The 19,114-nt window shown below is 56.4% G+C and carries 18 protein-coding genes and 1 riboswitch; of the genes, 11 read left to right on the forward strand and 7 right to left on the reverse strand.

The window, feature by feature from the left end; translation table 11 throughout:
- The first annotated feature begins 293 nt into the window (after nucleotides 1–293).
- The 6 genes from rdfA (at nucleotide 294) to KZ498_RS18915 (ending at nucleotide 5,442) form a co-directional block, all read left to right on the forward strand.
- On the forward strand, nucleotides 294–893 hold the full coding sequence (gene rdfA / locus KZ498_RS18890; RefSeq protein ID WP_049984710.1) for a rod-determining factor RdfA: 600 nt from the start codon (nucleotides 294–296) through the stop codon (nucleotides 891–893).
- A gap of 149 nt (nucleotides 894–1,042) precedes the next feature.
- Nucleotides 1,043–2,926 carry an archaea-specific SMC-related protein gene (locus tag KZ498_RS18895; protein WP_396276146.1) on the forward strand — a complete coding sequence of 628 codons (1,884 nt, stop codon included), beginning with the start codon at nucleotides 1,043–1,045 and terminating at the stop codon, nucleotides 2,924–2,926.
- Nucleotides 2,927–3,011: 85 nt separating this feature from the next.
- Nucleotides 3,012–3,314: a hypothetical protein gene (locus KZ498_RS18900; protein ID WP_156105560.1), complete on the forward strand. Its 303-nt coding sequence runs from the start codon at nucleotides 3,012–3,014 to the stop codon at nucleotides 3,312–3,314.
- A 711-nt stretch (nucleotides 3,315–4,025) separates the two neighbouring features.
- Nucleotides 4,026–4,334: a hypothetical protein gene (locus tag KZ498_RS18905; RefSeq protein WP_049984748.1), complete on the forward strand. Its 309-nt coding sequence runs from the start codon at nucleotides 4,026–4,028 to the stop codon at nucleotides 4,332–4,334.
- Nucleotides 4,335–4,747: 413 nt separating this feature from the next.
- Complete coding sequence (locus KZ498_RS18910; RefSeq protein ID WP_312620767.1) at nucleotides 4,748–5,062, forward strand: hypothetical protein; 315 nt, start codon at nucleotides 4,748–4,750, stop codon at nucleotides 5,060–5,062.
- The gene (locus tag KZ498_RS18915) at nucleotides 5,014–5,442 is read left to right on the forward strand and encodes a ZIP family metal transporter (RefSeq protein ID WP_312620768.1); all 429 of its coding nucleotides are present in this window, start codon (nucleotides 5,014–5,016) and stop codon (nucleotides 5,440–5,442) included. The genes KZ498_RS18910 and KZ498_RS18915 overlap by 49 nt, the downstream gene beginning before the upstream one ends.
- A gap of 103 nt (nucleotides 5,443–5,545) precedes the next feature.
- On the opposite strand, the gene KZ498_RS18920 is transcribed toward KZ498_RS18915, so the two are convergent.
- A complete protein-coding gene (locus KZ498_RS18920; protein ID WP_197052317.1) occupies nucleotides 5,546–6,619 on the reverse strand; it encodes a sodium:calcium antiporter in 1,074 nt (357 codons plus the stop codon).
- Nucleotides 6,620–7,011: 392 nt separating this feature from the next.
- Between KZ498_RS18920 and KZ498_RS18925 the strand changes: the two genes are divergently transcribed.
- Nucleotides 7,012–8,043 carry a hypothetical protein gene (locus KZ498_RS18925; protein WP_197052312.1) on the forward strand — a complete coding sequence of 344 codons (1,032 nt, stop codon included), beginning with the start codon at nucleotides 7,012–7,014 and terminating at the stop codon, nucleotides 8,041–8,043.
- A 292-nt stretch (nucleotides 8,044–8,335) separates the two neighbouring features.
- Here the strand turns inward: KZ498_RS18925 and KZ498_RS18930 are convergent, their stop codons facing one another.
- Nucleotides 8,336–10,870, reverse strand: coding sequence for a cation-translocating P-type ATPase (locus KZ498_RS18930; RefSeq protein ID WP_049984714.1), 2,535 nt, complete (start codon nucleotides 10,868–10,870; stop codon nucleotides 8,336–8,338).
- A gap of 326 nt (nucleotides 10,871–11,196) precedes the next feature.
- Between KZ498_RS18930 and KZ498_RS18935 the strand changes: the two genes are divergently transcribed.
- Nucleotides 11,197–12,105, forward strand: a complete 909-nt coding sequence (locus tag KZ498_RS18935) for a cation diffusion facilitator family transporter (protein WP_312620769.1) — start codon at nucleotides 11,197–11,199, stop codon at nucleotides 12,103–12,105.
- A gap of 98 nt (nucleotides 12,106–12,203) precedes the next feature.
- On the opposite strand, the gene KZ498_RS18940 is transcribed toward KZ498_RS18935, so the two are convergent.
- Together KZ498_RS18940 and KZ498_RS18945 are read right to left on the reverse strand one after the other, a co-directional pair.
- Nucleotides 12,204–13,460 (reverse strand): transposase, encoded by a 1,257-nt coding sequence (locus KZ498_RS18940; RefSeq protein WP_312620770.1) that lies wholly within the window; start codon nucleotides 13,458–13,460, stop codon nucleotides 12,204–12,206.
- 413 nt (nucleotides 13,461–13,873) lie between these two features.
- Nucleotides 13,874–14,275 carry a CopG family ribbon-helix-helix protein gene (locus KZ498_RS18945; RefSeq protein ID WP_312620771.1) on the reverse strand — a complete coding sequence of 134 codons (402 nt, stop codon included), beginning with the start codon at nucleotides 14,273–14,275 and terminating at the stop codon, nucleotides 13,874–13,876.
- 101 nt (nucleotides 14,276–14,376) lie between these two features.
- On the opposite strand from KZ498_RS18945, the gene KZ498_RS18950 reads away from it, so the two are divergent.
- Nucleotides 14,377–15,147 (forward strand): hypothetical protein, encoded by a 771-nt coding sequence (locus tag KZ498_RS18950; RefSeq protein ID WP_312620773.1) that lies wholly within the window; start codon nucleotides 14,377–14,379, stop codon nucleotides 15,145–15,147.
- A gap of 39 nt (nucleotides 15,148–15,186) precedes the next feature.
- Here the strand turns inward: KZ498_RS18950 and crcB are convergent, their stop codons facing one another.
- Nucleotides 15,187–15,564, reverse strand: a complete 378-nt coding sequence (gene crcB, locus KZ498_RS18955; RefSeq protein ID WP_312620775.1) for a fluoride efflux transporter CrcB — start codon at nucleotides 15,562–15,564, stop codon at nucleotides 15,187–15,189.
- Complete coding sequence (locus KZ498_RS18960) at nucleotides 15,564–15,995, reverse strand: CrcB family protein (RefSeq protein WP_312620776.1); 432 nt, start codon at nucleotides 15,993–15,995, stop codon at nucleotides 15,564–15,566. The genes crcB and KZ498_RS18960 overlap by 1 nt, the downstream gene beginning before the upstream one ends.
- A gap of 7 nt (nucleotides 15,996–16,002) precedes the next feature.
- Nucleotides 16,003–16,127: riboswitch (Fluoride riboswitch) on the reverse strand.
- Between the two features lie 154 nt (nucleotides 16,128–16,281).
- Between KZ498_RS18960 and KZ498_RS18965 the strand changes: the two genes are divergently transcribed.
- Together KZ498_RS18965 and KZ498_RS18970 are read left to right on the forward strand one after the other, a co-directional pair.
- The gene (locus KZ498_RS18965) at nucleotides 16,282–16,845 is read left to right on the forward strand and encodes an FAD-dependent oxidoreductase (protein WP_312620777.1); all 564 of its coding nucleotides are present in this window, start codon (nucleotides 16,282–16,284) and stop codon (nucleotides 16,843–16,845) included.
- 118 nt (nucleotides 16,846–16,963) lie between these two features.
- Entirely contained in the window at nucleotides 16,964–17,326 is a 363-nt protein-coding gene (locus tag KZ498_RS18970) for an ArsR family transcriptional regulator (RefSeq protein ID WP_312620778.1), read from the forward strand.
- Nucleotides 17,327–17,648: 322 nt separating this feature from the next.
- Here KZ498_RS18970 and KZ498_RS18975 read toward each other — a convergent pair.
- On the reverse strand, nucleotides 17,649–19,114 hold a 1,466-nt coding region (locus KZ498_RS18975), incomplete at its 5' end, for a helicase-related protein (protein WP_312620779.1).

Raw genomic sequence — 19,114 nt, forward strand, 5'->3', positions numbered from 1 at the left:
ATCCCGTTATCGAGAGATACGCGCCGCCGAACTGCTTGGCATTGTACGCCCGTAGATAAGAGACAGAATCGCCTGACTGTCCGAGAATCATAGGCCGCTCCGAGCACAACTCAAGTACGTCGACGATTCCAATGAAGATCAGCTTGCTCTCGCCTGACTCCTAATTCTGCCACGACACCTCAACCGGCGGGTTGTGCGTCTATGGGTGGAGGCGAACGTTAGAATCACCTCGGGCAAGTTACGAAAACCGATGAAAATATCCACCTTCCGCTCGTCAAATCCGTTACGCGGCTATGTGCAAGGTTGAGCGGATCATCGAGAAACACGATCTCCCTGATTTAAACGAGGAGCTTCGCCGCCGGCATCGCGGTGGTGCCAGCCTTCGTGACCTTGAGAAATTCATCAATAAACGGGTTCTCGAACGGTCCTTGCTCAAATCGGAAGTGGCTCTTATCGGAGATACTGAAAGTATCTATCAAATCCTCCAGGGAGACGACATCGGGTCCGGACGTCGGGCAGAGATTCGTTCACAGCTCGATCAGGCTGGTCCTCCCGTAAGTAACGTTGAAGATGACTTCGTATCTCATCAGACCGTAAAACGCCACCTGCAGAATTGCTTGGATGTGGACACAAAACGACGGGCTCAGATCACGCTTGACGACGCCGAGGATACTGTCGCGTGGGCGCAGTCACGCAATCTTTCGGTGATCGAAAACACACTCAACAGGCTTCATAATGCGGGACTTATCGATGCCAGTAACGTCGACGTCACCCAGTCGATTAGGGTCACGTGCGAAAAGACCGGGAAAACGTTCCATCTCAGAGAATTTCTCAAGCAGGGAGGTTGTGATCGCGACGGATCAACGAATGACACCAACGCAAACAGTAGCTGACACACATAATCGAAGCTACCAACTGAGGCAGGTATTCGTATTCTGATCTCGATTCACGACTAGTACCCCGTTGCGACTAAGTAACCAACCCTGGATAATTGACTTACTCAGAACCTATGCCGCAACACACGAACCCGAAGCCTGCAACGATGGTCGTCCAAAATATCGGTGGAATCGACACGTGTGAAATCGAATTTAACCCAGGTGTTACGGTATGTACCGGGCAGAACGCAACGAATCGCACCTCGCTATTGACTGCAATTGCCGGTGCGCTTGGCGGTTCAGCTGCCACGCTGAAAAGCGATACCGACGAAGGGCACGTCCGACTGGAGTTCGACGGTGAAACCTACACGCGCCACTACCAGCGAGGATCGGACGGCTCGGTTATCACTGAGGGTGAGCCATATACCGATGATTCAGAGCTCGTCGATCTGTTCGCATGTCTTCTCGAGGATAATCCAGCACGACGAGCTGTTGAGCGGGGAGACGATCTCCGTGATGTCCTTATGCGTCCAGTCGATACCGTGTCCATTCAGGAACGCATTCGAGAGTTTGAACGTGAGCGTGCGCAAATCACTGCCCGACTCGAAGAAATCGAACGCAAACGCAACCACTTACCTGAGTTGGAAACACGACGGACGACTCTCGAAAATGAACTTGAAGCCACCACAGAGGAACTGAACTCTCTTCGCGAGCGAGTAGCCGACCACGACATCGACGCCGACGAAGCGGGCGCCGCCGAGGATCTCCTGAGCGAGCTGGAGTCGCGTCGCCAGACACTCCGACAGACGCGTGACGAGATCGAAACACAGCAATCGACCCTGGAGGCCCTCCACGACGAACGCGAGGAGGTCTCTGACGAACTCGACGACTTGAAAGACCAGGACACGGACTGGGAGGACCTTGAGCGAGAACTCAATCAACTCCAGGACCGTGAGCGCGAGCTTCAGGATTCAATCAACGACCTTTCTGCAATCGTCGAGTTCAACGATGAGCTTCTCAACTCATCCGATGAGCTTGTCGATAAGAATCTCGACGAACAGACCGTCACCGACGAACTCGACCCGATGTCGGCCACGATCAAATGCTGGACCTGCGGGAATCACGTAGAACGTCGAGCTATCGATAGCCAGCTGGAGGAACTCCGAACCGTCATTGAGGAGAAGCGGACCGAGCGACAGGAAGTACAGGATGAAATCGCTGAGCTTCGTGAGCAACTCAACCGGCTCCAGTCAACTGAACGCCGACGACGTGAATGCGAAGAGCGACTTGACGAGATCGAACGGCAGAGACAGCGTCGAGAACAGCGAATCAACGACCTCGAGAAGAAAGCTACTGATCTCCGAGAGACGATTCGTGATCTAGAGGAGGAGGTCAAAGAGACCGAGGAGTTCCGCGAGAATGAGTTGGTAGAGCAGTATGAGCGGCTCTCCGAGCTTGAATACGAACGGGGACAGATCGAACAGGAACTAAACGACGTCGAAGACGAAATCCGGGGCATGGAGTCACTGGCAGATGAGCGAGAACAGCTCGAAGCGCAGAAAGCGCAGCTCCAGGAGGAACTCGAATCGCTACGGACGCGCATAGAGGACCTCGAACGTGACGCGGTCGAGTCGTTTAATGAACATATGGCCGAGGTGCTGTCCTTGTTGGAGTATCAAAACATCGAGCGGGTTTGGATCGAGCGGAAAGTACCGAATGATGAACCTGAGGGAGTATTCGAGCTCCACGTGGTGCGGTCGACTGAGAACGGGACGATGTACGAAGATACGGTCGACCATTTAAGTGAAAGCGAACGCGAAGTAATCGGGCTGGTGGTCGCACTCGCGGGCTATCTCGTCCACGAAGTGTATGAAACGGTCCCCGTGATGCTGCTGGACTCCTTAGAAGCTATCGACGCTGATCGTATCGCTCGACTCATCGAGTACATCGCTGAGTTCGCATCCTATCTCGTCGTTGCATTGCTTGAAGAGGACGCCCAGGGCCTCAACAACACGTATACCCGACTATCGTCGGATACCATCAGCTCGTAGCAGATTATAGCGAGTGGAACAGAATGAGGAATTTCGGCCGCCTATCTCCACCACAGATATGTACCGACAGATCAACCCTCTACTTATGAGTCCAACCCAGTTAACCACGATCGCCTTGGTAGTCTCCGGGATCGTAGGAGTAGTGGCAGTAGGATTATCTCTAATGGCGTATATCCGACTTCGACATACGAGTTACCGCCGGATGCTACACCCCCTTATTGTCGTCACAATTGTTTTTACGGTTGCACACGGTCTTGTGTTTCTATTGCCGACCCATCCGCTCGTCGTAGACGTTCTTGAATCGCTTACTGTTACAGGTCTCGCTGTTGGGGTGTTCCGTCTCATTCAGCTCCATCCGCGGATGAAGAATCCTGTGGGTGATGAGTGACGATGATTCTAGGGCTTATAGAACTTTATAAAGGCATCCTCGGGGTTGGAGTGATTGCAGGAATCGCCTTTCTACTCTACTCGAATGATTTCGTCGTAATTCACCGCCGCTTCTTAGGGCTCGTTGCTATCGGAACTGGCACAACTATTGTCAGCAGACTACTCTTTATAGTTTATTGGCCGAAAGGTAGCCATTGGTCAACAGCCATCCTATTTGCTCACCTCGTGTTCATACTCTTCATAGTGGCCGGACTCTATTCGCTTGTTACCGACTATCCGGTGCAAAATGAAGAACGACGTGGGAGGCTTTTCTATCGATGATCATTTTGAGATTTTCTCCTAGAAACCGTGAGTAAACGGTCCTGTCGGTACGTCAAGCGGGGCAATAACAGGAGATCGTCCATTGCTCAAAATTCCACGATGACTCCAAATCATTTGTGGACCGTCCCAAGGTATAGTCTAGTGGCATCAGATCAAATCACGTGTTAAACTCTATAGTGGATTCCCAGAATGTAGGAATTCCCCAAACACGTTCATCGTGAAGAACTGAATACCGATACTGAGTGGCCCATGGTCAGTGATACTCATGAACAAATAAAAGAATGCCACAGTCGACCTGATAATGAAGCGGTAATAAATATGTTTGTCAAAGATGTAGTGATGGATTCATCTTCGTATTTCCAGGCTCTAAGTGAGATACCAGGTGGTTTGTGTGATTGACCGAGTGGAAAAAGAGATCGATATGCTCACCCGTCATTTTCAGATTCTCCAGCTTGTCATCCAACACGAACCGATTGGGATTGTGAAGTTATCTCAGCATACTGGATATCCTCATCACAAAGTTCGATATTCCCTTCGTGTACTCGAGGAGGAGTCAATCATCGAACCGTCTCAGGAGGGCGCAGTGACGACCGATAAAACACATAAATTCGTCAACGCCCATGTAGATGTTATTGATGAGATTATCGAGAAGTTGGAAGCAATGGAGTTGGATGACACGGCAGAACTGAAGGAAGGCTGAGAAAAATCCAAGCTATGAGCCATTTGTCGCCAGCCTAGGCAGGTTGTACGTCCCGTGAGTTAAGAACGGAATAGTCAGATTGGTCGTAGATTCGTAGATCCCGTCAAGCTCTAGTGGACGAGATCAATGATTTACCCAATTCTGGGTAGACTGTTTTCCGAGACAAGAGTAGTGAAAGAACATATAGTTTGAAGGAATATATCTAAGGTTTTGCCTATCTAATACAAATGATCAGCCGATTCATTGTCTGGGAGATGCCCCTCACGGAGTGAGGGCAATTTTTCGCTCTACGGGACTGGATACTACTTGCATCTCCTCAACAGCAGGAGTAAGGCCTTTCCAAGTCTAAACCGAAGTAGAGATGGGTCGATAGCGTGGCCACCAGCTATCTGACAGCACTCCTATTGAGTTCGATGCCGGCCATTGGGAACATCTCCGGTGGGCTCGTCGCCGAACGGTTCGAGATCTCCGGCGATACACTCAGCTTAGCACTCCACGTTGCGGCGGGCATTATCCTCGCTGTCGTCGGTATCGAGTTGCTTCCGACGACGCTCGAAGCTGACCCGCCGTGGTTCGTGCTCGTCGTTTTCCTCGCGGGAGGATTCTTCTCGATCGGTCTCGACAGTCTCACAGACTTCATCGCCGCTCGAACCGGCGGGGGACGTACAGAGTCAGGTGCTTGGGTATTTTCGCCGGCGTCGCCGTCGATCTCTTTAGCGACGGCGTGATGATCGGAGCCGGGTCGACGATTTCGCTAGGTCTTGGACTCCTCCTCGCACTCGGTCAGGTTCCTGCCGACATTCCCGAGGGCTTCGCCACGATTGCCACCTTCAAATCGAAGGGCGTTCCGCGCCGAACACGACTCCTGTTGTCCCTCTCGTTCGCACTTCCAATCTTTCTCGGTGTCACGGTCGGATACTGGCTCGTCCGTGGTCAACCTGCGATCGTCAAGTTCGGGCTGCTCGCCTTTACAGCCGGAATCCTGCTCACGGTTGCCGTCGAGGAGATCATTCCCGAAGCACACAAGGAAGGTGAGGCCCGGCTGGCTGCCGTCGCACTCGTGGGAGGATTCGCCCTGTTTACGTTCATCTCTATCTATTTGGGGTAGTTTCGACCTTCACTTTCTTCAGACATTTACGAAATTCTATTTCAGAGATGCGTTTTCCCGCTCTACTTGTCTTCGATACTCCCCATACATGAAAGGTACCCATTCAGAGTATGTTGAGTACACTGAAGGCCATTACACCAACATACACAACGTAGAGACCGTCGAACAGCAGGACTTGCAATCGCGTGAACCCGTGTTCAGCCGCTCCCCAGTGGGTCAGTCCCGCGTACACGGCCGGCATCAGCGCCACGAATAGCAGATTCACCCAATAGAGTTGAAAATCCTCGATCGGAACCGTGACGAGTGCGAGCGGCACGAACGCTACGGTCATCGTGACAGCGTTGTCACCGATAACGCTCGTCGTTCCGGCGGTGACCTGACCGCTTCTGACGACGCTCCACGTCGCGAACATCTCGGGGATCGCTGTTACGATCGCCGTCACGAATAACCCGCCCACGAGCCTCGAAATCCCGAGGGCAGCCACGATGTTCTCCGTCGAGAGAACGATACCGTACGCTCCCGACGCAAGGACGACCAGCCCGGCACCGGCAAGGCCGAGTTCTTTCTTGGCCCACTGCACGTCCTCCGACTCGGAGCGACCCCTGAAGAACGCCTGGCCCAGATATGCGAGGTAGGCTGCCCCCATAATCCACCCATCGATGGGCTGGAGTCCCCGCCCGGATTCCGGCAGCGTGAGGACGGCGACCAGACCAAGGATGCCGAGATACGGCAGTATCAGGACGGTAACGGCCTCCTTCTGAATCCGAAGGAGATTCTCCTGGCGGTGGCGACCGTGCGTCGCTGTTTGGCCGCCAGACGACGTGCTCCCCTGCCCACCGTCGCGACGCGTATCTTGCCCCTCCGTTCCGCCGCCGAGGTCTCGCTTCCGCGAGGCGACGTAGGCGATTGTCACGATGAGTGGAATGGAGACGATGTTCGACCCGAGCATCATTCCCAGCCCGATGTCGGAGACACCGCGATAGGCACTCGTGACGTTGATGCCGATTTCGGAGCCGGCGGCAGCGATCCCGACGAGGGCACCACCTGCGACCGCGGTCAATCCCAACTGTCGGCGGAGCTTCTTAATTGGATGCGAAAGTTGTTCGGCACCCCAGTGAGCAGCGAAGACCCCGACGACCAGAATGACCGCCCACAGCCACGGACTCAGCTGGACCATACCTGTCGAACGGAGATACGTGCCGGGGATCCATAGTAGGTGGGTCGGACTAGTGGTAGAACGTGACGACGGTATAGCATCCGGTGGCGTATGTTTCTCATGGGGCTCCACAGAAGTGGCACACCGTCGTCTATGGGGTGACGCATATCTCTCCGAGTGGCTCTCTCGAATCAGTCAGGTAGAAGTGGCTCCCTGTCCAAGACCGAATAATGTCACCGGAAGAGCCTCAACCACGGGAGGGTTCCTCCCGTGGACAGACCCCTCAAATCGGAGGGTCTGTTCGGCCACTCTCTATACTTCTCGCAGCGATTGTTACGCTCACTCAGATTCCCGTCGCATCCGCCCACGGTACAACCGGAAGCGGTGGACTCTCGCAAGGACACGGACTCATCTTGGCACTGGTCGGTGCCGCCATCCTCGGCGGGTTTATCCTTCTCAAACGGACAGATCGTATCACGCCGACAACCGCTCTGTACGGCGTATTCGTCGGGATAGCTATCACTGCGCTTGGAGCCGTTCTCTTCGAGGGGCTCTCCCCGGATCCGACGTACACTGCGAGTTCGATGCCGTTCCCCCGAGCGTGGTATCAGCCACTGGCCCTGCTGAGTGGCTTGGGCATCATGGTCGCGAGCTTCGTCATTGGGTGGCTGCGCTGGCCATCCCGCCCACGGTACACGTTCCTCGGCATCCTCATGGGATTGTGGATCTCGTACCCCTACCTTCTCCCAGAATTGGCAAGGGATACACATCCACTTGGGTACGCTATCGTCCTCGGCACGCCAATTCTGATCGGCTATGTCATCTGGAAGGACGCAGGGGGTGTCATTCGCGCAGTCATGCGTGATCCAGTTGCACGTCGCTTCGGCATCGGCGTCAGTGTCGTATTAGCGCTCTTTTTTGTTACCGTGACGGGCTACCTCTCGTTTTTCCCCGAAGAAGGCTTCCCCGAGGAGGTGACGGTCGTCGTTCTGCCCGCAATCTATCAGCTGGTATCGTGGCCCACCCTCGAAATCGCGATTCCGCATCTCCCGTTCGTACACATCCCGTTCTTCCTGGCCCTGTCACCTGGCCAGGTCATCGTCGTCGGGATGCTGAGCGCTCTCATCGGGTTGAACGCCGCTCTCATCGCCCGTCACTGGCGCGTCGAGGAACGAGCCGGTATGACCGAAGGGACCGCCGGGAGTGCTGCAATCGTCGGGACGTGTACCTGTGGGTGCTGCGGGCCACTCGTCGCGAAGATCGCGGTGCTCGCTGCCGGGCCATCGATTGCTGCCCCGCTCTACTGGGTATTCGTCGATTCGGCCTCGCCGCTCAGTGCGGTATTCATCGTCGGGAGCCTGCTTCTGTTTACTGGCAGTCTGCTCTACTCGGTCCAAGCAGCCCGACAGCCCGATCGATCGGCTGCCATTATCCCGGCCGACTGAAATGCCGGATCTGCCGTGAGAACGCGGTTTGAACGAACGTCTCAAGATGGGAAGGGAAGAGTCGACAGTACGTGTTTTTGGGACTAGTAGCCGTACTGATCGTTGTCGGAACCCTCGGAACCGGCTTCCTCCCGTTGACGCCGTTCTGCCAAGTCGTCTCTGGAGGCATCATCGTCGCGGGCTTTGCGGTCGGGCACACGGGCCTCCGTGCCTTCGAATTTCTCGAATAAACCACGAAGGCCGTCTTCATCCGGCCACAGCAGGTATCTGCCGCTTCGCGGGGTTAGAGCCGCTACTCGTTAAGCAGGGCTCGAAACGAATTCGCCGCGAGAAGACCGCCAGTCACCACGACCGCTCCCATCGCGAACACTGGATTCAGCAACCCCGTCGCCGCAAGAGGGATCGTGATCCCATTATAGAGCAGCGCTAGCCCGTTGTTCTGTTTGACACGCCGACGTGCTGCATCTGCGAGGTCGAACGTCGTCTCGACCGCCGCAAGGTCGTCATCGACGATAGAAATATCCGCGGCATCGGACGCGAGCGCGGTCCCGCCGCCGAGCGAGATACCCAGATCGGCCGTCGCAAGGGCCGGAGCATCGTTCGTTCCATCACCGACCATCGCGACCTGTCCACGGGACTGTAGCCGCCGAATCGTCGCAGTCTTGCCCGCCGGCGGAACCCCTGCAAACACGTGGTCGACTACGGGATGAGTAGCGAGGAAGTCAGTGGCGGCCTCGTCATCGCCAGTCAGGACGACGGTCTCCATATCACGGGCACTCAACTGCGTGAGTGTGCCGTCCCAGCCCGCTCGTGGCTCGTCGCCCACGACGATGACACCCTCCGCACGACCATCACGACCGACGATAATCGGAAGCTGCCCGACGTCACGGGCCGCTGTCGCCCGAGTTTCGAGGGCATCGCTCACCGACCACTCTAGATCCGCAAAGAGATCGAGATTGCCCGCGAGAACTCGCGTGTCGTCAACAACCCCTTCGACGCCGGTCGCGTGGCTCGTGAACTCGGAGATGTTACGTGCTCGCTCGCGGTCGTCTTCATTCGCGACCCCACCATCGGCTCTGGGACCCTCGCCAGCTTGCCCCTCTTGAGCGAATGCGGTCACGACCGCGTCCGCCGCCGGATGCGATGCTCGCTGCTCCAGGTCTGCGACGGCGGCCAACAGATCTGCCGGTGCATCCGCCTCAAGAACCTCCATCCGACCGGTCGTGATGGTGCCTGTCTTGTCGAAGACGACGACGTCGACGTTCCGAAGGCGCTCGAAGACGGTTTCGTCGAACACGACGATGCCGCGGGTCACTGCTTCCTCGATACTCGTTGCGACGGAAAGCGGCGTTGCGAGTCCGAGTGCCCATGGACACCCGACCAAGAGCACTGACAACGCCGTCAGGACGGCGAGCGGGACGCCAGCCCCCACTACGAGTGACCAGCCGCCGGCGAGAACAGCCCCACCCACGACGACTGGAATGACGAACGACGCCAACCGGTCGGCCTGTCGCTGGACGCCGTGATCCCCACTCTGGAGATTCCAGACCGACGTGATGAGGCGGTCGATACTGCTGGATGCACTGTCACTCACCGTGAGGACAGCGGCGCCGTTCGTGACGACCGCGCCGCCGACGAGGTCGTCGCCCGCTCGCTTCAGCACCGGGAGCGATTCGCCCGTCACGACCGCCTCGTCGACCGTACACTCGCCCTCGGCAAGGACTCCATCGACCGGGATACGTTCGCCCTCACGGACGAGCACGCTCTCTCCTGGTTCGAGGTCATTCACGTCGACCGTCGTCGTGGTCCCATCGGCGTCATATCGTCGGGCGTCAGTAACCCGCGAGATGGTGAGGTCCGTCAGGCGGTCCATCGCCCGCTGTTTGCTCAGTGATTCGTAGAAGATCGCAGCGACCACACTCGCGGCAACCACGATCGTCAGGTCGTAGAAGACGTCGATCCGACCGAGGAGAAACGCGATCGTGCTGTATACGTAGGCACTCACGACGAGGAGTGCGACGAGCAGGTCCGTGTTCGGCTGTTGCATCTTCAGACTGACATACGCACCCTGTAAGAGCGGAAGGCCGGTGAACACCAGGACCACACCCGTCAGGACGAGAAAGAGCGGCAGGATCAACAGGCCATCTCCACCGCCGAGCCCAGACGCACTCGCGTACATGTCCAGCGTCCCATCGCCGAAGAACGACGAGAGCTGCGCTGGATAGAGGAGCACCGCGTACGGCAGGAGCATGAACGTCCCGAAAATAACGCCCGCAGCGTAGCGAAACCCGAGCACCTCGTCGATGTCTCGGCCACCCGTCTCGTCTTGCCGCCGCGACTGGCCGACGACAGTCATCGGACCATCACTGCCACCGTCACGACGCGTTGCCGTATAGCCCAGCGGACTAAGCGCGTCACAGAGAGCGTCCGCCGAGATGCTCGTGGGATCGTACTCGAGGCGAATCGTCTCGGTTACGTAGCTCGCTGTAGCGTCAGTGACTCCCGTACAGTCTTCGGCAATCGACTCCAGATAGGTTTCACACGTCGCACAGTGCATCCCCTCTACTTGGAGAAATACCCGTGACTCGGCCCGCTCTCCGTGGGTGTCTGTTTCGGATTCACCAGCGTCATCGTCAGCGCCGGGCGCGCCCGTGGGTTCGTGTGTCGTCTCCGGGCGACTGGAATGCTCCTCGTCACCGAGGACGCGCTGGACGTCCCGACACCCGGTAGAACAGTAGACGCCGCCGTCTTCATCCGCGACTCGGTCATTGGGGACAGCGCCACCACAGAGCGCGCACGTGGCAGGTGATGAATAAGATGGAGACATAGCTGATCACCACCGGTGAGAAGAGGTACAGCCTCGACCGCGGAACGTGGATACCGACATCAGTCGAACGGCCATTACTGGGGGTACAGATGCATCGATATTAATGCTGTTCGGAGAGAGCGGTGCAGTCGCTCGAGGTCCTAGTGGGCTCGGGTTAGGATAACGTTGGGTCAACTATCTATTGCATAGGTAGGTACAGTTATATAATGAGTCTCTTGGTTACCCGTTGACTCTCAACGCACCGTGAAAAGTTTAGATTGAATCAAAAACTCGATTATTCGCGCCTAATGAGGCCTCTTATGTGGATGTAGCAGTATCGCTATATTATGGCGGATTCACGTGTAGCCTTTCTCAAAGTCTCTTGGGCAAATGTTCTGTTAAATGCTCTCAAAATTGGTGTCGAGGGGGCACTCGGGATCCTCACAGGAAGTCTCGCCCTTACTGCCGACGCAGCGCACTCCGTTGCAGACCTCCTTGCAAGCGGTGTCGTCTTGATCTGGGGCCGGTCCGTCTATGAGGATGCAGACCAGTCACACCCCCACGGACACAACCGATTCGAACCCCTCTCCGCGCTCTTCGTCGGTGGCATGCTCGTTCTCCTCGGACTCAAACTGCTGTACGATGCGGGTCACTCAATTCTAACTGGAGTGACCGCTGAGTACAGTATTTGGCTTATTATCGGGCTCCTGTTTGCACTCGGTGATATGTACGTCTGTTACTGGTATACCCAATACAAGAATCAGGAACTCCAGCTCCCGAGCCTCCGCGCGCTTGCTGCGGACAGTCTTAACGATCTCTATACGACTGGTGCGGCTCTGGTGGGTGTCCTCGGTATGGCAGTTGGTTACCCAGTTTTTGACCCGATTGCAGGCGGCATCGTGAGTCTACTCGTTATCCACCAAGGCGTAGATATCTCGCGAGAGAATATTCAGTATCTCGCCGATAGCGCTCCTCCGGAATCAGAACAGGAAGAGATCAAGGAGCGCATCCGGGAACACTCTGCTGTTCGTGGTATTCACGATTTTGTCGCGTACTACTCTGGGCACATGATCGAAGTCGAGTTTCACGCCGAAGTCGATCAAGAACTATCGGTGGTCGAAGCACATGACGTTGAATCAGAACTCCGCCGGCGCGTCCGTGAAATCGAGCCAGTCGCTGATGTCCACGTCCACCTGGATCCGGCAGGGCTCGGAGAGTGGAAAGACGCGGATGAATCAACCACCTCTCCCGCATGAACGACCCTCGATACGGCAAACTGCAGGCTCTCTCCCTGAACTAAAACACTTGACATCCTCCTCCGGCTAAAGCCGGAGGAATCCCGAGCGTTGGGATATTAGGGTTTGCAGACTCCCTGTTCTCTCGTGTTGAACGACCCGCTCTCGCGGTCGAACAGGAAGACTCCGGGCTGTGCCAACCAGCCGTTACTCATATCCCCGGTTGGGGGACTCTGAGTTATCTTTCGTCGGATATTCACCGCACCATTCACGTCTGCGTTCATCGTCGTCTCACACGACGAACAGACGTACAGACCACGCTCCACACGGTTGCTATCCCGAATCTGCCCGCAACACGAACACGTCTTACTCGTGTTCTCCTCATCTACACGGTCAACAAGGATTCCGTGTTCATCGGCCTTGTATTCAAGTAGATTCGTGAAGCGGTCGAACTCCCAGCCGTGCAACTTCTTGTTCCCCGACGCACCCCAATTCCGCGAGTCACCGTTCTCATCCTCGCGGATGTCACTGAGATCGCCAACCGCGATTTTCGCCACACCTTCTTCGACACACCGCTCAACGATGTGCTTCGAGAGGGTATGGAGGAAGTGGTCTTTGCGTCGGGAGAGTTTCTGCCGAGCCTTCAACGCACGCTTCGACGGCCCGTTCTCGCCTTCGGTCTGGTACTCCTCGAGAGTGAAGTAGTGCTTGTCCTCTTTCAGCACGTTCCCCGGATACAACTCACTCGCGCCGTCTTCGTAGTCGATGGCGAGATAGTTGCTGATTCCGAGGTCGATACCCGCTGTCTTGTCACCGGGTGCGTCTTCGACGGGAATCTCTTTCTTACAGACGAGGTGGAGTTCCCACTCGTCGCCGTTCCAGACGCCACGCACTTGCTGGATGTTCTCAACTTCCACGTCGGGGCGAGTTTCGTACTCCACGAGGATGAAGTCAGACCGACTCTCTTTCAGATTGAAGCCTTCCGAGAGGCGAAGTTGGCCGTGTTTGTCGTCGTGCTTGATGGCCCGTTTCTTCCACGTCACGGTAGAGCGTGGGTGGTCGTCGCCACGTTTCCGGTATCCCGGTGGGTTGTTGCCGTTGTCGGAGTTGTACCAGCCGGTGAACGCCTCAGCAAGTTCTTCGAGAACTCGCTGACTTGACTGAGAATGCAGGTCACTGTAGCGTTCGTGGTCTTTCAACTCCGACTTCAGTTCGGCTTCGTCGGGTATCTCACCGTCGTCGTCCCACCGTTGTTGGATGTAGTAGCGTCCGACGTTCCACAGTTTGGATGCTGAGAACCCGCATTGGTCGAGATCGTCACGAACCTGCTGGTGGTTCGTGATACGGGCGACGTAGGTGCGGGTTGTTTCCAACATCGAACTGTCCTCATAACACGTTATGAGAGATTTCTTATTAAAACCACCGACCGGGTGTGGAATATCCGGCTGGAATGTCGTCGGTGGATTGTCGGTCAGAATGTCGGATTTATCCCGCGCCTAAAGGCGCGGGTATTCTCCTTGTTCTTTATAACCCGGTCCCCGATCCAGTAGAGTCTCCATCGCGCCGAATCTCTGTAGCGCCGGTGATGCATCGCCTCGTGTGTCATACGCATCTATTGACTCTCCGTCTCCTCATCACCAAGGACGAGATAGACATCCCGGTTGCCCATACAGCAGAAGACAACATTGTCTTCGCCTTACGCGGTCGTCGGAGACAGTCCATCGCAACGTACGCATATGAGAGACACGTATCCATAGGAGTGCTGATTGGAGCAGACGACTCAGTCGCTCTATTCCGTGGAGAGTTCCGGTTGGAGGAACATGACGTTCACGCGGCCGACGGCGTCGAAATCTCGGAGTCGGTACACTAACTCCCGGATTCGAGCTGCGGGTCCCTGACAGAAAACCGTCTCAAGACACCACTCCCCGTGGTGCATATGTTGTGTGGTGCCGATGACGTCCTCGAATTCATGCTGGACGGTATGGAGTTCGCCGATGACGAGTGTGTGCTCGTAATCGAATGCCAGTGCTGCGACTGCGGGGCCTTCTAATCCTTCGAGCTCTGTGTGGCGCTCGATGTATTCGTGAATCGCCTCGCGGACGGCACGGGAGCGTGATTCTAATCCTTCGTCTTGCCACGTCGTATCGAACGATTCGAGAACCTCTTGCGGAATGTTCAAACTCGTTCTCATATCTAAGCCATAGACGGCGCTCCTCAAGAGTGTCATTATTACGAACTCCCGAATCGGGTCATAACAACCCCTATGAGTCATCCAGTACCCCTATCGAGTAGATGGCAAACGGAATTCTCGGGCTTGCACTCGGGGCCAGTGCCCTCGGTCTCACTCACGGGCTCGCCCCAGGCCACGGATGGGCGATAGCAGCGAGTTACGCGCTCGACAAACAGAACAAATGGTTCTATGCCGCCGCATCGAGCCTCATTCTCGGAATCGGACATCTCATCAGTAGCATCGCAATGGTAATCGTCTACTTCTGGGCGATCTCGTACTTCGATCTCACCCAGATCGGCTGGATGAACTACGTCGCGGGTGGACTCCTTATCCTCCTCGGAATCTGGCAGTACTTTAATGGCCACGAACACACTGCCCCGAACCACGATGAGAATCATCACGACCACGAACACGATCATTCGCACAATTATGATCACGCGCACGACCACGAGGAACACGCAGGCTGGTTCACCCGCATTCGACGCGCACTCCCGTTCGTCGGCGGTTCCAACCACTCTCACGCACACGAGAACGCAGATGAAGCGGCGGATCAGGGTCTCTACGGAATGGTGGCCCTCGCGTTCGCCCTCGGCTTTACTCACAACGAGGAGTTCGACATCATCGCCATCTGTACGGGGTCATCCTATTGTCTAGAGCTCATGCTTCTCTACTCGGTCGCCGTCATCGTTTCGCTCGTCGGGGTGACGCTCCTCCTCGTGGCTGGCTACGAGCGCTACGAAGATAGGCTCGAAGAGTACGCTGAACACCTGCCCGCATTCACGGCAGCGATCCTCATCGTGATGGGCATCGGGTTCATCCTCGGTATCTTTTGACCACAATCGAGGCAGAATTTCAGAATCCATCATATTTCATTACCATCTCGGGTAGGCGGCAATCACGTGGACAAGCAGCCACGCTAGGCCAAGCGCGACCAATGCACCGAGAAGATTCCCGACCGCGTTCGTGATCGCCCACGACCGTTCGCCCGTCTCCCAGAGCCGGACCGTCTCGAACGAGAACGAGGAAAACGTCGTGAACGAGCCACACGCACCCACTCCGACGAACAGGACCACAGTATTGGTGACGTCGAGAAACGTGACGATGCCGAGGACGAAACTCCCGACGACGTTCACGGTGAACGTCCCAAGCGGAAACGCGTCGGCGTCGACGTACTCGCTCACGAGATGGCGACAGAGCGCACCGATTGCACCGCCGGTACCGACGAGGTGCGCCGGGTCGAGTTGCACCATTACGTGTCACCCCCATCGACGGCTCGGGCAAGTTCCCGGCCCAGGAGGACGCCGAGAAATCCGAGTCCATAGGTCGCGAACACGTTCAGCAGCATCCAGTTCAGTGACCCCGTCTGGACTGTTTGAACGGCAAAGGTACTGTAGGTCGTAAACGACGAGAGAAAGCCCGTTCCGACGACGACCTGGGTCTGCTCGGCGAGGACGCCGGCATAGATTGCCTCGTACAGGATGAATCCCAACACGAAACTCCCGAGAACATTCACTACCAGCGTTGCCTGAAGTCCGGAGAACACCATTTCTGAGACGTATCGAAGGTTCGAGCCAGCGAATCCGCCGATGCCGATGAGCACGAGCAACTCGATCGTGCTCAGAATCCGAGTTCTTCGTGTGGATGCGTCCGCTGTCGCCGGAAAGGGGTCGTCGTCGGTCATGGATGCTGATGGAAAAGGAGTCATCAGCCGGCGTTCACGAGACCGCTGGTCTCGTGGGCTCGCCGGAACCGCGCGCGGTTCCGGCGGCGTTTCCGGCGGTTGCGTCAGGCGGACCCCATCGCCCGTATCTACTCCATATCCGTTTCACCGTTTCTTAGAAGTTTCGAGTTCACCAGACAAATAAAGCGGCGACATTACTAGCTACATCGCCGGTCGGATGAACGAGGAGAAACTGCATCTTCAATGAGGCCCACCATTATGTGCAAGGGGAGAGTAGCTCGGACGTATGTCACAGGTTGCAGTGATCGGCGGCGGCCCGGCCGGACTCAGCGCGGCGCTATTCACGGCGAAGAACGGGCTCGACACCGTGGCGTTCGATACGGACCAGACGTGGATGCACAAGGCCCACTTGTTCAATTATCTCGGCATCGAATCGATCGACGGTGACGAATTCATGGACTGCTCACGCGACCAAGTCGATGCATTCGATGTGGACCGACACCAGGGAGAACAGGTCACGGCTGTCGAGCAGGACGAAAGCGGCGATGGATTCACGATCACGACGGATGACGACGAATATCAAGCCGACTATGTCGTCCTCGCGACGGGCGCGAAGCGTGATCTCGCAGAGGAGCTCGGCTGTGCGTTTACTGATGAAGACGTGGTCGACGTCGAGGTAACGATGGAAACCAGTGTTACGGACGCCTATGCAACGGGAGCGATGGTAAGGGCTGAAGAATGGCAGGCGGTGATTTCAGCTGGAGACGGAGCTGCGGCCGCCCTGAATATCCTCACCAAGGAGAAAGGCGAGCACTTCCACGACTTCGACACGCCGGCAGACGCTGAGTGAGACTACGAGACCCGAGGCATACCAGAAATCCATATCATCCACACCCATTCGCTCGCACAACAGATCCGTATATCGGATACCACTGATCATGTATTCGGGATTGATCCATCCGGTCAGTATGCCCTCTATCGACGACACGACGCGCGCGAATATCATCGGGACGATCGTCGGTCATCCGAAAGGCGCGCCCTCGAAGAAGGAACTCGAATACTACAACCCGAGTATCGCAGCGTCGACGCTCACCGACCACCTCATCCGGCTGGAGGAAGTGGGACTGATCGAGGCCATCGAACGAGATCGTGAAGGGCTCGAACGGGGTCAGCCGTACCGGTTCTTTCAGCTCACCGACGCCGCCCGCGAGCTGTTCGACCGGAACAACCTCTTCGAGCCCGGCGCATACCGAGAGCTGTTCGCCGAAGTCGAGAAAACAGACGAAATCAAGACCGCCGAAGACGTCGACCGTCCGAACAGACAGAACTGATACTCACCTCGGGGCATACGTTTTACCGGACTGCGAGCGCGACATCCGGGATATTTCGAAAGCATACCCAGGGCAAAACAACCGAGAAAGATCTGACGCTGTTTCGATTCAGAACAGATGAATCGTAACAGAAGGCACGCATCAATTCCATCCTCCAAAATTGTCGCTCGCCTTAAGCCCGACAGCGATGGTGGTGTCGACGGGGTCGTCGTTTGTAATCAGGTCAAAAATGCTGGAGAAATAATCACTCCTACGTCACGATAGTTGGCTTTTCAAACACACATCATACCCACGCGATCAAAACATTTGAATTGGTATTTGATTAGACCGGGAGAGCAAAGCAAACGTTCTCCACCTCTGGCGCAAGTGAGATGACCCGAGCCTTCCGCTGCAATTCTTGGCGACGGTCTTCGATACGCTGCTCAAGTTTGTTGAGCCGTTCTTGTTGACCACGGATCGCGATGTCCATATTCGACCCGGCCTCTGCTTTCCGCTCATAGTTCTCGATGAACTCCTCGATCCGCTGTCGTTCAGCCTCCGCATACTCCTCGAGGTCATCCAGTTCTTGCTGGGTCTCCTCTCGGCGGCGCTCGTGTAGTTTCTCTCTTAAAGAAGTCACCTGCTGGCTGATATACCGGTCAGCGGCTTCTCGCAGCTGATCCTGACTCTGTATCAGCGATCGCACACGGTCAGCGTCGGGCGACCCTTTGATACTGTCACCCTGAACAATACGCTGACCCATCCGCTGCCGGGGATCTTGATGCCGAGCATCGACATACACAGGGATCATATCTTCCCGGATGACCTCGCCCGTCCCGTCCTCGAACGTCACGCGGTAGTTGTATGCAATCCCCGGCTCGTCGACGAACGGGAGGAGCTTTAGCCCAACATCGCCGTGCTCACTATCCAGGATTTGCTGCATAAGCCGCTGGACCAGATCATCATCGGGTGAGACGTAATCGATACCATCGTGGTCCATAGCGAAGTCTCGGCTGAAGGTGAATGGCCCGTACTCCTCGTCCGTCCCTTGCCGTAGGGAGCGTGGCAGCTGTGCCCTGTAGAGATTGCTCCCGACCTTCTCGACGTCGCCACCGAGCGCCTCGACGCCGCGTTCGACGAACTCGTGGATGTCGGCCTCCGTCCCGTAGACGTCCTCGGACTCGTCCATCACCTCCTGAATCTTCTCTCGGCTCTCCTGATCGAACGTACTCGTATCGATGAGGCTGCGTTCGTACCACTCCTGGAGCGTGCGTTGACGCTCGTCGATGAGCTCCTCGAGTTCCTCCTTGGTAGCACTCGCCGGTTCCTCGTTCTGGATGGACTCCATGATGAGCGAGTCGACGTTGATTTCGTCGAGCATCCCCAACACGTCCGCCGTGTTGCCGAGTTTGCCGCGGATGTTCTCGACCTTGTTCTGGAGCATGTCGAAGATCTCGCCCTCGCGAGTGTCCTCGAACGTGAAGTTCCAGACCTTGACCTCCTTGTCCTGGCCGTAGCGGTGGAGCCGGCCGATGCGCTGCTCCAGGCGGTTCGGGTTCCACGGCAGTTCGTAGTTCACCATGATGTGGCAACTGTGCTGAAGGTCAATCCCCTCGCTCGCTGCGTCGGTCGCAAACAGCAGCCTGGACTGGCCGTGGTTGAACTCCTCCTCGATGCGGGCGCGTTCCTCCTTGTCGACGTCACCGTGGATGACGAGGATCTCGTCGGCCCAGGGTTCGTCTTTCACGAGGTCGAGGAGGTAGTCCAGCGTGTCCCGATACTCGGTGAACAGCAGGAGTTTCTCGTCGG

The sequence above is a fragment of the Haloarcula sp. 1CSR25-25 genome (genome assembly GCF_032027985.1).
Classification (GTDB): domain Archaea; phylum Halobacteriota; class Halobacteria; order Halobacteriales; family Haloarculaceae; genus Haloarcula.